We start from the raw sequence: 14,443 nt of genomic DNA on the forward strand, positions 1-14,443 counted from the left end.
CTGATGCGTTTTGCTGTTCTCGGCAGCGGTAGCCAAGGGAACGGCACGCTTGTAGCCCACGACGACACGTACGTCCTGGTGGATTGTGGTTTCTCCCTGCGGGAAACCGAGCGACGCCTGCTGCGCCTGGGGGTTCACCCGGCGCAGTTGAGCGCGATTCTAGTGACCCACGAACATGCCGACCACGTGCATGGCGTGGGTTTGCTGTCTCGGCGCTACAATCTTCCGGTGTACCTGAGTCGCGGCACCTTGCGCGGGATGCGCAAACCCGTTGAACCCGCAGGTTTCCTGGCTGGTGGCGAGCAACTGCAGGTGGGTGCCTTGAGCATCGACGTGATTGCCGTGGCCCACGATGCCCATGAGCCTACGCAATATGTATTCAGTGACGGCGAGCGCCGCTTCGGCCTGCTTACCGACCTGGGTTCCTACTGTGCCAAGGTGCTGGAAGGCTATCGGGACCTCGATGCATTGATGATCGAGTCCAACCATTGCCGGGACCTGCTGGCGCGCGGTCACTACCCGTACTTTCTCAAGCAACGGGTTGGTGGCGAGTTGGGACATTTGAACAACCACCAGGCGGCGTACCTGGTGTATGAGCTGGGCTGGCAAGACCTGCAACACCTGGTCCTGGCCCACCTGAGCAGCAAGAACAACCTGCCGCAGCTTGCCCGGCAATGTTTTGTCGACACCCTCGGGTGCGACCCGGACTGGCTGCAACTGGCCGATCAAGATTCAGGGCTCGACTGGCGACATATCGCCTAGCCCACCTACTTACCAAGCGGAGCCCATCATGGAAAAACGTGAAGAACTCTACCGCGGCAAAGCCAAGTCGGTTTACAAGACCGACGACGCCAACCGCTTGATCCTGCTGTTTCGCAACGACACCTCGGCGTTCGACGGCAAGCGCATCGAACAGCTCGACCGCAAGGGCATGGTGAACAACAAGTTCAACGCCTTCATCATGCAGAAGCTCGAAGCGGCCGGCATTCCGACCCAATTCGACAAACTGCTGGGCGACAACGAATGCCTGGTGAAAAAGCTCGACATGATCCCGGTCGAGTGCGTCGTGCGTAACTACGCTGCCGGTAGCCTGGTCAAGCGCCTGGGCGTGGAAGAGGGCCTCAAGCTCAACCCTTACACGTTCGAACTGTTCCTCAAGGACGACGCCAAGGGCGACCCGTTCATCAACGAATCCCACGTCGTGGCATTCGGCTGGGGCACCGCTGAGCAACTGGCGCGCATGAAAGAGTTGTCCCTCAAGGTCAACGACGTCCTGAGCAAACTGTTCGACGACGCCGGCCTGCTGCTGGTGGACTTCAAACTGGAATTCGGCGTATTCCACGACGGCTCCATCGTCCTGGGCGACGAATTCAGCCCGGACGGCTGCCGCCTGTGGGACAAAGACACCCGCAAGAAGATGGACAAAGACCGCTTCCGCCAGGGCCTCGGTGACGTGATTGAAGCCTACGAAGAAGTCGCCAACCGTCTCGGCGTACCGCTGTAATCGACGCAAGCATCTGATAGCACGGAAAAAAATTGCTTCGGTGCTTTGCTTCCACGAAACAGACTGTTATGATGCGCGCCGTTGGAGAGATGCCAGAGTGGCCGAATGGGACGGATTCGAAATCCGTTGTACCTTCACCGGTACCTAGGGTTCGAATCCCTATCTCTCCGCCATTACACAGAAAAAGCCCCGTAGTTGAAAAACTACGGGGCTTTTTCGTTTCCGAAACTTGCTGAAAATACCGCCTCCTACGATTCACTCCCCGTACTACTCAACACTCCCACCTTTCATGCAGGCTTCCAAAACGTTACGCACAGCGCCTGCGTTGCGCGCCCCTCTGTAAGTCAATATCGTTTGCCGTGTGCGAGATAGTTCTCCCATCCCAACACTGCAAAGGAATGCCTGATGAGTAAAAACACGAAAAAGACCTCCGACAAGATGGCCACGTTAGCAGCCGAAACCCTGAATAATCCAAACGCCTCAGCTATCGCCAGAAGCTTGGCTGCCTCGGCGTTGGCTCAGAGTGGTACGGATAAGCAGACCAGTGCGCAGATGGAGGAGAAAGCTGGAAAGACGCTTCAGAGCGATCAGTACAGCGAGCAGACGAGAGCGCTTGCCGCCTCTGTGCTCTCCCAATCCAATAAAGAGCGAGGAAGCTGAGAGGCGACCCTTCTGAATAAGGCCGGTGGTTGTTTCCATAGGTTATGGGGGAATGCGCTGTCTTACCTGAGGCTGTCCATTTCTCACGAAAAGGCTTGGCTTGCCACCATCCATCAGAAAAGCTGTCCATGGCTATCTCCAGTTCTATGCTGGGTCATAAGACCAATTCTTATGGATGGGAGGTGGGTATGAATAACGAACCCAAGCCACGCGACGACTCGGCGCAGGAGCGGGCTCGGCGGCTTCACGAAGAAGAGAAACCGCAGACCTGGAAGCACCCGGATGATGGGACGGAATTGTCCGAGCGCGACCAGGAGCGCCCGCTTAAGCCCTGACGTCCGACGATGAGAGCGCCCCCAGCGCTTTCATCCGGCTATCGGCGTACACAGCTCTACCAGCGTGCCATCCGGGCAGCGCACGTAAGACACTACCTGGCCCCAGGGCTTGCTGCTCGGTGCCGAGAGTTCGCTGGCACCTGCGGCCAGCGCTTTGGCGTGGGCCGCCGGTACGTCTTCGGTTACAAACCCCAGCTCCATGCCCAGCGGTTGCTTCGAGGTATGGGCGGCGACGTGCCCACCCTTGAAGTTCATCTCCCCCAGCTCATGGGCGGCGAAGGACAACGTAGTGCCCCCGGTTTCCAACTCGCCATAGGTCCCTGATTCATGCAGGAAGCGTCGGCTGAAGCCAAAGGCCTTTTCGAAAAACTGCAGTGACGCGGCCACGTCCGGGACGTAGACGATGGTGTAGGCGAATTTCATGGCTAAGCGCTCCTTGCTTGAAGAAAGTGGCTAATTAGAGGGCGAGGCGCCGGGCTCGTCAATCTGCCTATACCAGCAGCGCCGTGGGAAACCCCGACGCCAGGACCAGATACGCAACGATGGCGGCCAGGCACAGCCCGACAAACACCCGCAGCAGCGTCCTGGCGGTTGGGTGGGCGATGAGTCTGATACTCCAGATACACAGCCCGGCCATAAGGATGGCCAGGGCAAGAATGACCAGCACGGGGATGTTCTCGGTTGTCATGGAAGCTGATTTATAGTCTCAAACACGTGGGTTGGATAGTCGACGCATAGACGCAGGCCCTGCAGTGTTCCTAAACTGCCGGCAGTCTTGGGCTGTAGGGCGTTTGCCATGAATCGCAATGAATTACGCAAGGCCGACATCAACCTGATGGTGGTCTTTGAAACGCTGATGCTCGAGCGCAACGTAACGCGTGTGGCAGAGAAGCTGTTTCTCGGCCAACCCACGGTCAGTTCGGCCCTCAACCGCTTGCGCACGTTGTTCAACGACCCGCTGTTTATCCGTGTCGGCCATCGTATGGAGCCCACGGCGCGGGCCGAGGAGCTTATCTTGCATCTGTCGCCGGCCCTGGACTCGCTGTCGGCGGCGTTGAGCCTTACCCATGATTTCGATCCGTCTGTCAGTACCATGACCTTTCGCATCGGCCTGTCCGATGACGTCGAGTTCGGCCTGTTGCCGCCGCTGTTGCGGGCCCTGCGCACCGAAGCGCCGCAGGTGGTGTTTGTGGTGCAGCATGTCGATTACTGGCGGATCCCGGACTTGCTGGCCTCTGGCGATATCACCGTCGGCATCACCCAGACCCGTGGCCTGCCGGCCAATGCCAAGCGCAAGTTGTTGCGCCATATCCGCCCCAGCGTGCTACGCGCAGATGCCTCGGATCAGCCGTTGACCCTCGATGAATATTGCTCACGACCCCATGTGCTGGTGTCCCACACCGCCAACGTCGCAGGGTTTGCCGATGAGTGGCTGGCGGAGATCGGTCGCAAGCGGCATGTGGTGTTATCTGTGCCGCAATACAGTTCCTTGCCGGCACTGCTGGCCGGCACCGATATGATCGCCAGCCTGCCGGATTACACGGCCCAGGCCATGGCCGCAGCGGGCAATCTGTTTTGTGAGCCGTTCCCGTTCGATACGCCGACCCTGGACTTGTCCATGGTCTGGCTCAGCCACGTTGACAGTGACCCCGCCGAACGCTGGATGCGCTCGCGGCTGGAAGCATTTATGGGGGGCTGAGAGCGCTAAGCGGCACGTCATCTCTGCGCTTCTCTTGCCGCATCCTGCTTGACGCTTGCCACTGCCTTGACCACCTGCTCGCGAAACCACGCGTTGGCAGTTTCCTGCTCGCTGACGTCGTTCCACTGCATATCCAGAGTGAACCCTGGCAGGCCGTTGGGGGCTTCGCAGTGGCCGAACTGCGGCTCCAGGGCCAGTAGCTGTTGCACACGCCGGGGCAGGGTGACGATAAAGTCGGTGCCGGCAATCATCTTCAACGCCGCGCTGTAGCTGTTGGCCCGGGCGATAACCTGGCGCTTGTGGGCCTGGCGGGCGAGCCAGCCGTCGATCATGTTGGTGTCCGAGGTCCAGGGTGTCGGGAATACATGGCGGCGGGCCACAAACGACTGCAGGCTGAACGCCGGCTCGCGCGGGGCGGCGCGTTTATCGAAGACGCAGACCAGGTCGTCCTCCAGCAGCATCTGCGTCCTGAGATCCTTGTGCTCACGGTGAAAGTGCGGGCCGAAGCAAATCACCAGGTCCAGGCGCCCGTCGCGCAGGGCCTCGACGGGAATCTCGGTTTCCAGCTTCTGCACATTGACGATCACTGGCAGGTCGGCGTGATCGAAGTGTTTCAGCAACCTGGGCAGGATCAGTTGCTCGAAGTATTCGGGCGCGCAAAGGTTGAAGGTGACGGCTTTTTGCGTGGGGTCGAACGTCTGGGCGCCCGCGTGGCAGAGGTTGATGCTTTCGAGGATTTTCTGCACATGCCCGTACATGCTGCTGGCTTTGTAGGTCGGGCGCATGCCCGCACGGGTGTTGATAAACAGATCGTCTTCGAAGCTGGTGCGCAGTTTCTTCAGGCTGTAACTGACCGTGGACTGGCTGACAAACAGGGTTTCGGACACATCGGTGACGCTGCTTTGCTCATACACAGCGACAAACACCATCAGGTCCTGCATATCGAGCTTTCTAAGCAAGTTGCTGTTTAGCATTCGTTCCGTCCGTGAGCCTGTTGCGCGACCGCAGCGCAAACAAGGCAAAATGTTAACGGAACGCTCGTGCCAATAGAAAGGTCTGTCGGACCTTTCTATGTCTGTTGTGGGACAGATACTGTTTGGAACACGACGCCCTAGCGAATATGCCGTGCGTAGTGGCGCGGGTCGAAGCGCAGGACCATCAGCAGCATCACCCCCACCACCGCCGTGAGCGACCACCAGGCCCATTCGAAACTGCCCAGTTGGTCGCGAATCACCCCAGCGATCAGTGGCGACACGCCAGCAATCAGGTAGCCGATACCCTGCACGAAGGCTGTCAGGCCACCCGCACGGCGCGGGTTGTCCAGGTGGTCCAGGGACAGGATCAGGCTCATTGGGAACAGCCCGCCAATGCCCAGGCCCAGCAGGCATGGCCACAGGAGGGTGAGGTGCTGTGGGGAGAGGATCAGGCCACAGAAGCCGGCGATGATCAGCACCAGCAACACGGCCACCACAGCGCGCTTGTCCTGGCGCCGGTTGGCGATGGCCGGGGTGATCAGCCCGGAGACTACCTCCATGGCGGTCAGGAAACCCAGCAGCAAACCGGCACTCTGTTCGCTCCAGCCCTGCTCGACGTAGTACGGCGCCAGCCATGCCAGCACGCAGGTGTAGGAAGCGGTCCCGAGGCCGAAGAATATCGCCAGCACCCACGCGCGGCGATTACCCCAAAACGACGCCTGCGCACCGGTAGCGGCGTGGGGCAGGGGAGGCAATGCCGCGTGCTGGGCATACCAGAACAGCAGCGCCAGCACGGCGAGCACCGCCCAGATGGCCAGGCCGATCCGCCAACTGCCGGTCTGCACCTGGATAAACGGCGAGAATGACGCCGCCAATGCCGCGCCGCCCATGATCGCGGTGACGTACAGGCCCATGAACAGTGAAACATTGTCACGAAAGCGCGACTTGATCAGCGCCGGCATCAACGCCTGGATCAGCGCAATGCCCACGCCGGCGGCGATGGCGCTGAGGATCAATTCGGCGGCGGAGTCGAGAAATAGCCGTGACAGCGTGGCGAGGCCAATCACTACCAGCGACAGCACGATGCTGCGATGTTCGCCAAAGCGTTTGCCCAGGCCCATGCCGAAGAACATCGCCAAGCCCATCGCCATCACCGGCAGCATGGTCAACAACGACGCGGTGCTGAAATTCAGCGGCATATCGCCACGGATCGACGATAACAAAGGACCGACTGCTGCCATGGACGGGCGCAGGTTGAGGGCCACCAGCACAACACTGATCATCAGCCAGAGAGCGGTGGTGGGTTTGGCGTGGACGTTTTCCATGGGCGGGCCTTGAATGGACAAGGCTGCTATTAGGCGGCTGCGCAGGGCAGTGGGCAAATCAGAAAGTCGCAGGGACTATTGAAAAAACCGGCACCGGCTTGTGTGGGAACCGGGTAAGACAGTTCCCACACAAGCCAGGGCGATTTCGTCGGCAGGGTGTGTCAGTAACCCACGGTAAAGCGTTGGCGCGAATGCTTCGGTGTTTCCACTTCGTCAATCAGGGCAATGGCGAAGTCGGCAAAGCTGATCCAACTACGGCCTGCGCTGCTCACCAACAGGTCGTCCTGGCCCAGGCGGAAGGTGCCGGTGCGCTCGGTCTCGACAAACTCTGCCGAGGGCGAAAGGAAGGTCCAGTCCAGGCCCTTTTCCTGACGCAAGGTGTCGAGGAATGCCACGCCAGCACTGGCCTCGGCCTTGTATTCGGCAGGGAAACCTTGGCTGTCGATGACCCGCCCGCCGTCCGGCAACAGCAGCGAGCCCGCGCCACCCACCACCAGCAGACGCTTCACGCCCGCCTGTTTTACCGGCCCGATCACCGCAGGCGCAGGCAGGGTGGCGAAGTGCGCAGCGCTGATCACCACGTCGCTGCCGCTGATGGCCTGTTGCAGGGCTGCAGCGTCCAGGGCGTCGGCCTGTTTGACGGTCAAGCCCGGGCGCGCAGCGATAGCTCCAGTGTTGCGTGCGATGGCCGTGACCGTATGGCCGCGACGCAGGGCTTCTTCCAGCAGTTGGCTACCGGCACGGCCGGTGGCACCAATGATTGCGATCTTGCTCATGACGTTCTCCAGTGCGGTAAGGGTTGGGTCAATTCACCACTGCATTTCGCCCTTGGCGACTTTGGCACTCAGCTCCAGGGAGCTTTCATCGGCCAGCTTCGGGTAGCGTTTTTTCATGGCTGCGATCAGGGCGGCGGAATCCTTGGCCTTGGCGGTTTCTACATCGAAAGCCTTGATGTAGTCGGCCGTGAAGGCGACGGATTTGACCGAAGGCGTGCCCAGGTAGTGGCCCGGCACCACGGTGACCGGCTTGAGTTTTTCGATACGTTGCAGGGTGCCCAGCCAATCGGCATGGGATTGCGCACCCTGGGTGTCGGCCATCCACAAGTGGATATTGTCCGAGACCACCACGCCGCCGATCACGGCCTTGATTGATGGGATCCAGACGAAACTGCGATCCGGCTGCGGGCCGTCCAGGCCGATGACTTCCAGCGGTTGCCCTTCGAGCGTCAGGCTATGGCCTTCGAGGACCTGAGGAATGATGGTCTTGGCGGGTTTGTCGGCACCCATTTTCGGGCCCCAGTAGGCGACTTTTCCGGCAACGGTGGCCTTGATATGGTCGACCACCGGCTGCGGTGCAAGGATCTTGGCCTGTGGGAAAGCGCTGGCCAGGGTGTCGAGGCCGAAGTAGTAATCCGGGTCGCCATGGCTGATATAGATGGTGGTCAGCTGTTTGCCACTGGCGCGGATCTTCTGCACCAGTTGCTCGGCCTGGCCCTTGCCGAACTGCGCGTCTACCAGGATCGCGTCTTTCTCGCCGCTGACCAGCACCGAGCTGACGGGGAAGATCGCCGATTCACCGGGGTTATACACGTCGAGAGTAAGGTCGGCGGCAGCTGCGTGAGCGGCAAAGCCGAGTACGGTGGTGGCCAATACAAAGCGCTTGAGGGTGGTGAGCATGTTCAGGTCCAGGTCAGAGGTGCCTTGGCAGGCGATGGACAGAGCTTAGTTGCACTTAACGCAGCAAAAAATGCGATGCTGGAACATAGTTTGTTTCTAAAACCGGGCAAATCATGGATCGTCTTCAAGCAATGCGCGTGTTTGTCACGGTGGTCGACTTGGGCAGCCAGTCTGCGGCCGCCGATCATCTGGACCTGTCGCGCCCAGTCGTGTCGCGCTACCTGGCAGAGCTGGAGGACTGGGTGGGCGCGCGCCTGATGCACCGCACCACGCGCAAGCTCAGCCTGACCGCCGCCGGCAGCGAAACCCTGCCGCGTTGCCGGCAGATGCTGGAATTGTCCTGCGACATGCAGGCCGCCGTCAGCGAACCGGACGACACCCCTCGTGGCCTGGTGCGCCTGAGTGTCAGCACCTCGTTTGGCCAGGCGCAACTGGCGGAGGCGATGGCCGAGTACGTCAAGCGCTACCCGCAGGTGACCATTGATCTGCAAATGCTCGACCGCACGGTGAACCTGGTGGATGAGCGCATCGACCTGGCGATTCGCACCAGCAACGACCTGGACCCCAACCTGATTGCGCGGCACCTGACGGTATGCCGCTCGGTGATCTGCGCGTCGCCGGCCTATCTGCTGGAACATCCGCAACCGCAGCGGGTAGAAGAGCTGGCGGGGCACAATTGCCTGACCCATTCCTACTTCGGCAAAAGCCTGTGGCATTTCGAGGAAGATGGCGAGCCGGTGTCGGTGCCGGTGCACGGCAACATCAGCGCCAATGAAGCCAGCACCTTGCTACGCGTGACCCTGGCCGGGGCGGGGGTGGCGATGCTGCCGACCTACCAGGCCGGCGACTACATCCGCAGCGGCCAGTTGATCCGCCTGCTGCCCCATGCCGAGCCACGGCAGATGAACATGTACGCGGTGTATGCCTCGCGCAAGCACATGCCCCAGGCGTTGCGCAGCCTTCTGGATTTCCTGGTGTTGAGGTTCCCGCCGCAGCCGCAATGGGATGCAGGGCTGGACGTGCGATAAGGCGCCTGAATACCCCTCAATACTGGCAACTCGCCCTGGCTGACCTATGCTTACCACAGCACCTTCTTGATTTGTCCGGAGGTCACCGCCATGACGATCAAAACCAGAAAGTACCTGATGATTTTTACCCTCTGCGCCCTGGCCACGGCCCTCTATGGCACCGCCGTCTACCGCGCCGAACAGGCCCGCATGCAACCCGGCATGGCCGCAACCTGCAACCACGGACAATGTACCTACTCGGCGACCCTGAGCGCGTTGCGCTAAGCCGGAGGGCTGTGGAGGCAATGGAGCTCCAGGGGCTTCTATGGCTCTTGTGGCGAGGGAGCTTGCTCCCGTTGGACTGCGCAGCAGTCCCATTTCAGGGCCGCTTCGCGCCCCAACGGGGGCAAGCCCCCTCGCCACAACAAGCCCCCTCAGCACAATAAACCTTCTCACCACAGTAAATCGGCCTACAGAATGTGGGCGGACGATCACTCTGCATTCAACTGTTCGCGAAACACCTTGGGTGAAAACCCGACGCGCCGGCGAAACAGTCGAGAAAAGTTCGTCGGATCAGAGAACCCCAGTACGTCGGACATTTCATTGATGGTCATGCTGGTGTAGGTCAGCAGGCGCTTGGCCTCCAGCAATTGGCGGTCGTGCATGATCTGCAAGGCCGGCTGCCCGCCCAGTTCGCGGCAGGTGCCGTTGAGGTGCGACACCGAGATCCCCAGCTTGTGCGCCAGGTCTTCGATCTTCGGGTGTTCGCGGTAGTGCTGCTCCACCAACTGGGTGAAGCGCCGAAAATACTCAAGGCTGCGTGGCACCCGGGTATGGCAGCGCTGGATGGCCTGGCGGCTGATCCACACCAGCAGCACGCTGACCAGGGCGTGCATCATCATGTCCCGGGCCGGGAAGTTGTCGTTGTATTCATCCTGCAACCGGGCAAACAGGCTATTGAGGTAGTCACTGTCCTGGCCCGCCGGATAACTGCCCAGGGCGCTCAAGCCATCTACCGCCGAGCCCAGTTGGCCTTGCAGATGCGCCACCAGCGGCGCAGCCAGCGTCACCACAAACCCTTGCACATCCTCGGCAAACCGAAACCCATGCACGCATAACGGCGGCAGCACTTGCAGGGTCGATTCCGTCAGCGTCGTGCGCTGGCCCTCGATCTCCAACTGCGCCTGGCCTTTGTACACGTAGAGCAACTGGCACAGGTCCGCATGTCGGTGGGGCTGGATCTCCCACTGGTACTCACGGCTGCGCCGGGAGATGGTTTCACAGTGCAACAAATCCGGGGTCGGCCACTGTTGGCTTTCCCCATAGAGTTTGAACACTGGAACGGCGGGACTGGCATTTTTGGTCATGGTTTCAATCCGATACTCAGGACAGTGGTTCGGTAATCGCCCCAATTGGCGAAAAGCGCAGGCTTTGGCTCAGTTTTCACCTTCTTATGGGGCTCACTCAAGGGAAAAATGCCAGCACCAAAACCAATGACAACGCTTTCACTGAATACGTTCGGGGGAAGCAGGCGGGCCATAAAAATAATGAAAACCCTGAAAACCCAAGTCGCCATTATCGGCGCCGGCCCTTCGGGGCTGCTGCTCGGCCAGTTGCTGCACAATGCGGGGATTGAAACCCTGATTCTTGAGCGCCAGGCCCCCGACTATGTCCTCGGACGTATTCGCGCCGGTGTGCTGGAGCAGGGCATGGTCGACCTGTTGCGCCAGGCCGGGGTCAGCCAGCGAATGGACGCCGAGGGCCTGGTACATGCAGGCTTCGAGCTGGCGCTGAACGGGCGCTTGCAACATATCGACCTGAAATCCCTGACCGGCGGCAAGACCGTGATGATCTACGGCCAGACCGAAGTCACCCGCGACCTGATGGCGGCCCGCGAGCAAGCCGGTGCGATCACCCTGTATGAAGCGCGCAATGTTCAGCCCCACGACCTCAAGGGCGAACGGCCCTGGCTGACCTTCGAGCACCAGGGCCAACACGTGCGCCTGGACTGCGACTACATCGCTGGCTGCGATGGCTTCCACGGCGTGGCACGCCAGTCGATCCCCGCCGATGTGCTCCAGACCTTCGAGCGGGTCTACCCGTTCGGCTGGCTGGGTATCCTTGCCGACACCCCGCCGGTCCACGCCGAACTGGTCTACGCCAAGCACCCACGCGGCTTTGCCCTGTGCAGCATGCGTTCGCCCAGCCGCAGCCGTTATTACCTGCAGGTGCCGGCCGAGGAGTCGCTTGAGGCATGGTCCGACCAGCGCTTCTGGGATGAACTCAAGGCGCGCCTGCCCGATGAGTTGGCCGCGCAATTGGTGACCGGGCCGTCGATCGAAAAGAGCATCGCCCCGCTGCGCAGTTTCGTGGTGGAGCCGATGCAGTACGGGCGCCTGTTCCTGCTGGGGGACGCCGCCCATATCGTGCCACCCACCGGCGCCAAGGGCCTGAACCTGGCGGCCAGCGATGTCAGCACCTTGTTCAGCATCTTGCGCAAGGTGTACCGGGAAGGGCGCGTGGAGTTGCTGGAGAAATATTCACAGATCTGCCTGCGGCGCATCTGGAAGGCTGAACGGTTTTCCTGGTGGATGACCTCGATGCTGCACCAGTTTCCCGAGGCGGATGGCTTCAGCCAACGTATTGCCCAGAGCGAGCTGGAGTACTTTGTCGAGTCGCAGGCGGGGCGCAAAACCATTGCAGAAAATTACGTCGGACTTCCTTACGAGGCTATCGAGTAGCCGGCTATCGAGTAAGCTATCGGGCATTGCCACGGGGCTCTTTTCCCGTGGGCCTTGCCTACAGGTTCTGTCGTGACCCCGCCCACTCCTTCTGTACGCAGTATCCTCGCCGCCCTGATGCTGGCGATTTTCCTCGGCGCGCTGGACCAGACCATCGTCGCCGTGTCGATGCCGGCCATTTCTGCGCAGTTCAACGACGTCAACCTGCTGGCCTGGGTCATCTCCGGCTATATGGTGGCGATGACTGTGGCCGTGCCGATCTACGGCAAGCTCGGCGACCTGTATGGGCGGCGGCCGATGATGCTGATCGGCATGGGCCTGTTTACCGTCGCCTCGCTGTTTTGTGGCATGGCGCAAAGCATGGAACAGCTGGTGCTGGCGCGCATCCTCCAGGGCATTGGCGCAGGCGGGATGATTTCCGTGAGCCAGGCGATCATCGGCGACATTATCCCGCCCCGTGAGCGTGGGCGTTACCAGGGTTACTTCAGCAGCATGTACGCGGTCGCCAGCGTGGCCGGGCCGGTGTTGGGCGGCTATATGACCGAGTACCTGTCGTGGCGCTGGGTGTTTTTGATCAACCTGCCATTGGGCGCGGGCGCCTGGTGGGTGGCCCATCGCACCCTGGTAGGGCTGCCGGTGCCGCAGCGCAAGCCGGTCATTGATTACCTCGGCACGCTGCTGATGATCATTGGCTTGACGGCGTTGTTGCTGGGCATCACCGAAATCGGCCAGGGCCATCATTGGCGTGATGATCAGGTGCTGGGCCTGCTGGCGTGTGCCTTGGTGGCGCTGAGCGTATTTGTCTGGCATGAGCGCCGGGCGCGGGAGCCCCTGTTGCCCATGCACCTGTTCGCCAACCGCAGCGCGGTGTTGTGCTGGTGCACGATTTTCTTCACCAGCTTCCAGGCCATCTCGCTGATCGTGCTGATGCCCCTGCGTTACCAGAGCGTCACCGGTGCCGGTGCCGACAGCGCCGCCTTGCATCTGCTGCCGCTGGCCATAGGCTTGCCGATGGGCGCGTTCTTGGCCGGGCGCATGACCTCGGTGACCGGTCGCTATAAACCGATGATCCTTGGCGGGGCGCTGCTCACGCCGATTGCGATCCTCGGCATGGCCTTCAGCGCACCCCAGTCGCTGATGCTCAGCAGCCTGTTCATGGTGCTCAGCGGCATTGCCTCGGGCATGCAGTTCCCGACTTCCCTGGTGGGCACGCAAAACTCGGTGGCGCAACACGACATTGGCGTCGCCACCAGCACCACCAACCTGTTCCGCTCACTGGGTGGCGCGGTTGGGGTGGCGTGCATGTCGGCCTTGCTGTTGGCGTTGTTGCAGGATTCGAGTTTTGCCCATCTGGCCAGTGGTTCGATGATGGCCGAAGGCAGCTCCGGCAATGTGCTGCTCGATGGCCTCAACGCGGCGCCTGGCCCGGCGCAGGATGCGTTGCGTGGAGAGTTGCTGAGCACCTTCCGGCATTTACTGATGGTCAGTGCGGCGGTGTCGTTGCTGGGGTTGGCGGCGGCGATTGCGATGCCAAACCACCTGTTGCGGGGGCGCGAAGACAAGGCGCGATAGCGTAGGCGCCGGCAAGCCGGCTCCTACATGCAATGCAGCTGTGCGCGTCGCCCGCTTACGGGCTGTAGTAACCCACCGCCACCAGAAAATGCCCGCTCTTACGCAGATAGGCATGCTTGTTTTCCACCTTGCCGGTCACCGGGTTTTTCCAGCGGTATTCATATTCCCCCTGATCCTGCTTCCTTCATCAGTTGCAGGATCGGCTCGCCCACGGGCTTGCCGTCCGGGTCCTTGACCTTGGCGAAGTCGGTGTTGATCAGGCGCAGGTTTGTGCCGTGGGCCACATAGCGCCCGGTATCCAGGTCGACCACAAACACATACAGGTCGTCCTGCAAAAAGCCGCCTTGCAGCGCATTGATGGCTTTCAACGCGCCGGCTTCGTTTTTCTCCAGTTCCCTGACCGCCTTGTCCCGCAGGGCCTTGGCCTGTTCGGGTGTGGCCCGGGGCAGGTAATAGCCGACGGCGAGGATGCGCTGGCCGATGCGCTGGTAGAACACATGTTTGCGCTCCACCTTGCCGTCGTTCCAGTTCTGCCAGCGGTACTCGGCCTGCTGGATGCCATTGCCTTCCGGGATCTTCAGCGCCGCCTTGAACGACTGGCGCAGGTCCGGCCCGAGCACTTCGGACACGTCGCGCCCGATCAGCGCCGATGACGGACCGCCACTGGCCAGCAGCACGCCCTTGGTATCGACCACGAACACATAGCGGTCCTTGTCGACAAACTCGCCCTGGCGGCTGAAGGCGGCGAAGGCCTTGTCACCGTTGTCGTGGTAATAAGCCAGGGCCTTCTCCAGCAGCGCCTTGGCGGCCTGGGCGTCCTGTTCATTGGGGGTTGCGGCCTGGGCCTGGCTGAAACACAGCAACAGTAGCAGCCAGGTGGCGTGGAGCATTCCCTTCATTACCCGTCCCTCGTTCTTGTGAATGTCCCAAGAGCGTAGACGGTTGCCCGG

At 61.0% G+C, this 14,443-nt stretch carries 16 protein-coding genes, 1 tRNA gene and 1 pseudogene; 10 read left to right on the forward strand and 8 right to left on the reverse strand.

What is annotated here, in order from left to right:
• Positions 1 to 3 precede the first annotated feature (3 nt).
• From PSH80_RS06525 to PSH80_RS06545, 5 genes are all read left to right on the forward strand, one after another.
• Complete coding sequence (locus PSH80_RS06525; RefSeq protein WP_057958791.1) at positions 4 to 762, forward strand: MBL fold metallo-hydrolase; 759 nt, start codon at positions 4 to 6, stop codon at positions 760 to 762.
• A 28-nt stretch (positions 763 to 790) separates the two neighbouring features.
• Complete coding sequence (gene purC, locus PSH80_RS06530; RefSeq protein ID WP_003211975.1) at positions 791 to 1,504, forward strand: phosphoribosylaminoimidazolesuccinocarboxamide synthase; 714 nt, start codon at positions 791 to 793, stop codon at positions 1,502 to 1,504.
• 83 nt (positions 1,505 to 1,587) lie between these two features.
• Positions 1,588 to 1,677 (forward strand) — tRNA-Ser (locus PSH80_RS06535).
• A 232-nt stretch (positions 1,678 to 1,909) separates the two neighbouring features.
• Complete coding sequence (locus PSH80_RS06540) at positions 1,910 to 2,164, forward strand: hypothetical protein (RefSeq protein ID WP_169989322.1); 255 nt, start codon at positions 1,910 to 1,912, stop codon at positions 2,162 to 2,164.
• 188 nt (positions 2,165 to 2,352) lie between these two features.
• The gene (locus tag PSH80_RS06545; protein WP_162947713.1) at positions 2,353 to 2,499 is read left to right on the forward strand and encodes a hypothetical protein; all 147 of its coding nucleotides are present in this window, start codon (positions 2,353 to 2,355) and stop codon (positions 2,497 to 2,499) included.
• Between the two features lie 30 nt (positions 2,500 to 2,529).
• Here the strand turns inward: PSH80_RS06545 and PSH80_RS06550 are convergent, their stop codons facing one another.
• A complete protein-coding gene (locus PSH80_RS06550; protein ID WP_057441310.1) occupies positions 2,530 to 2,922 on the reverse strand; it encodes a VOC family protein in 393 nt (130 codons plus the stop codon).
• 67 nt (positions 2,923 to 2,989) lie between these two features.
• Positions 2,990 to 3,187 carry a hypothetical protein gene (locus PSH80_RS06555; RefSeq protein ID WP_057441308.1) on the reverse strand — a complete coding sequence of 66 codons (198 nt, stop codon included), beginning with the start codon at positions 3,185 to 3,187 and terminating at the stop codon, positions 2,990 to 2,992.
• Between the two features lie 108 nt (positions 3,188 to 3,295).
• Here PSH80_RS06555 and PSH80_RS06560 point away from each other — a divergent pair, with 108 nt between their 5' ends.
• On the forward strand, positions 3,296 to 4,198 hold the full coding sequence (locus PSH80_RS06560) for a LysR family transcriptional regulator (protein WP_057958792.1): 903 nt from the start codon (positions 3,296 to 3,298) through the stop codon (positions 4,196 to 4,198).
• A 17-nt stretch (positions 4,199 to 4,215) separates the two neighbouring features.
• On the opposite strand, the gene PSH80_RS06565 is transcribed toward PSH80_RS06560, so the two are convergent.
• From PSH80_RS06565 to PSH80_RS06580, 4 genes are all read right to left on the reverse strand, one after another.
• A complete protein-coding gene (locus PSH80_RS06565) occupies positions 4,216 to 5,172 on the reverse strand; it encodes a LysR family transcriptional regulator (RefSeq protein ID WP_057441306.1) in 957 nt (318 codons plus the stop codon).
• Between the two features lie 137 nt (positions 5,173 to 5,309).
• Complete coding sequence (locus tag PSH80_RS06570; protein WP_305419599.1) at positions 5,310 to 6,497, reverse strand: cyanate transporter; 1,188 nt, start codon at positions 6,495 to 6,497, stop codon at positions 5,310 to 5,312.
• Between the two features lie 161 nt (positions 6,498 to 6,658).
• Positions 6,659 to 7,273, reverse strand: coding sequence for an NAD(P)-dependent oxidoreductase (locus PSH80_RS06575; protein ID WP_128593600.1), 615 nt, complete (start codon positions 7,271 to 7,273; stop codon positions 6,659 to 6,661).
• Positions 7,274 to 7,306: 33 nt separating this feature from the next.
• Complete coding sequence (locus tag PSH80_RS06580; RefSeq protein ID WP_115127602.1) at positions 7,307 to 8,173, reverse strand: MBL fold metallo-hydrolase; 867 nt, start codon at positions 8,171 to 8,173, stop codon at positions 7,307 to 7,309.
• A gap of 113 nt (positions 8,174 to 8,286) precedes the next feature.
• Here PSH80_RS06580 and PSH80_RS06585 point away from each other — a divergent pair, with 113 nt between their 5' ends.
• Positions 8,287 to 9,201 (forward strand): LysR family transcriptional regulator, encoded by a 915-nt coding sequence (locus tag PSH80_RS06585; RefSeq protein WP_057441299.1) that lies wholly within the window; start codon positions 8,287 to 8,289, stop codon positions 9,199 to 9,201.
• A gap of 90 nt (positions 9,202 to 9,291) precedes the next feature.
• Positions 9,292 to 9,465 (forward strand): hypothetical protein, encoded by a 174-nt coding sequence (locus PSH80_RS06590; RefSeq protein ID WP_164844855.1) that lies wholly within the window; start codon positions 9,292 to 9,294, stop codon positions 9,463 to 9,465.
• A gap of 206 nt (positions 9,466 to 9,671) precedes the next feature.
• On the opposite strand, the gene PSH80_RS06595 is transcribed toward PSH80_RS06590, so the two are convergent.
• The gene (locus tag PSH80_RS06595; protein WP_115127604.1) at positions 9,672 to 10,547 is read right to left on the reverse strand and encodes a helix-turn-helix domain-containing protein; all 876 of its coding nucleotides are present in this window, start codon (positions 10,545 to 10,547) and stop codon (positions 9,672 to 9,674) included.
• A 189-nt stretch (positions 10,548 to 10,736) separates the two neighbouring features.
• Between PSH80_RS06595 and pobA the strand changes: the two genes are divergently transcribed.
• Together pobA and PSH80_RS06605 are read left to right on the forward strand one after the other, a co-directional pair.
• On the forward strand, positions 10,737 to 11,921 hold the full coding sequence (pobA, locus tag PSH80_RS06600; protein ID WP_169989441.1) for a 4-hydroxybenzoate 3-monooxygenase: 1,185 nt from the start codon (positions 10,737 to 10,739) through the stop codon (positions 11,919 to 11,921).
• 117 nt (positions 11,922 to 12,038) lie between these two features.
• Entirely contained in the window at positions 12,039 to 13,493 is a 1,455-nt protein-coding gene (locus PSH80_RS06605; RefSeq protein ID WP_305420544.1) for an MDR family MFS transporter, read from the forward strand.
• A gap of 55 nt (positions 13,494 to 13,548) precedes the next feature.
• Here PSH80_RS06605 and PSH80_RS06610 read toward each other — a convergent pair.
• Positions 13,549 to 14,392 (reverse strand): annotated as a pseudogene (locus PSH80_RS06610) (cache domain-containing protein).
• Positions 14,393 to 14,443 lie beyond the last annotated feature (51 nt).

It is taken from the genome of Pseudomonas sp. FP818, from assembly GCF_030687335.1.
Lineage (GTDB): Bacteria > Pseudomonadota > Gammaproteobacteria > Pseudomonadales > Pseudomonadaceae > Aquipseudomonas > Aquipseudomonas shahriarae.

Coding starts and splice junctions, on each gene's coding strand:
- PSH80_RS06525 (WP_057958791.1), top strand. CDS start 4: ATGCGTTTTGCTGTTCTCGGCAGCGGTAGCCAAGGGAACGGCACGCTT.
- PSH80_RS06570 (WP_305419599.1), bottom strand. CDS start 6,497: ATGGAAAACGTCCACGCCAAACCCACCACCGCTCTCTGGCTGATGATC.
- PSH80_RS06605 (WP_305420544.1), top strand. CDS start 12,039: ATGCTGGCGATTTTCCTCGGCGCGCTGGACCAGACCATCGTCGCCGTG.
- PSH80_RS06545 (WP_162947713.1), top strand. CDS start 2,353: ATGAATAACGAACCCAAGCCACGCGACGACTCGGCGCAGGAGCGGGCT.
- PSH80_RS06595 (WP_115127604.1), bottom strand. CDS start 10,547: ATGACCAAAAATGCCAGTCCCGCCGTTCCAGTGTTCAAACTCTATGGG.
- PSH80_RS06580 (WP_115127602.1), bottom strand. CDS start 8,173: ATGCTCACCACCCTCAAGCGCTTTGTATTGGCCACCACCGTACTCGGC.
- PSH80_RS06560 (WP_057958792.1), top strand. CDS start 3,296: ATGAATCGCAATGAATTACGCAAGGCCGACATCAACCTGATGGTGGTC.
- PSH80_RS06550 (WP_057441310.1), bottom strand. CDS start 2,922: ATGAAATTCGCCTACACCATCGTCTACGTCCCGGACGTGGCCGCGTCA.
- PSH80_RS06590 (WP_164844855.1), top strand. CDS start 9,292: ATGACGATCAAAACCAGAAAGTACCTGATGATTTTTACCCTCTGCGCC.
- PSH80_RS06575 (WP_128593600.1), bottom strand. CDS start 7,273: ATGAGCAAGATCGCAATCATTGGTGCCACCGGCCGTGCCGGTAGCCAA.
- PSH80_RS06565 (WP_057441306.1), bottom strand. CDS start 5,172: ATGCTAAACAGCAACTTGCTTAGAAAGCTCGATATGCAGGACCTGATG.
- PSH80_RS06585 (WP_057441299.1), top strand. CDS start 8,287: ATGGATCGTCTTCAAGCAATGCGCGTGTTTGTCACGGTGGTCGACTTG.
- purC (WP_003211975.1), top strand. CDS start 791: ATGGAAAAACGTGAAGAACTCTACCGCGGCAAAGCCAAGTCGGTTTAC.
- PSH80_RS06540 (WP_169989322.1), top strand. CDS start 1,910: ATGAGTAAAAACACGAAAAAGACCTCCGACAAGATGGCCACGTTAGCA.
- PSH80_RS06555 (WP_057441308.1), bottom strand. CDS start 3,187: ATGACAACCGAGAACATCCCCGTGCTGGTCATTCTTGCCCTGGCCATC.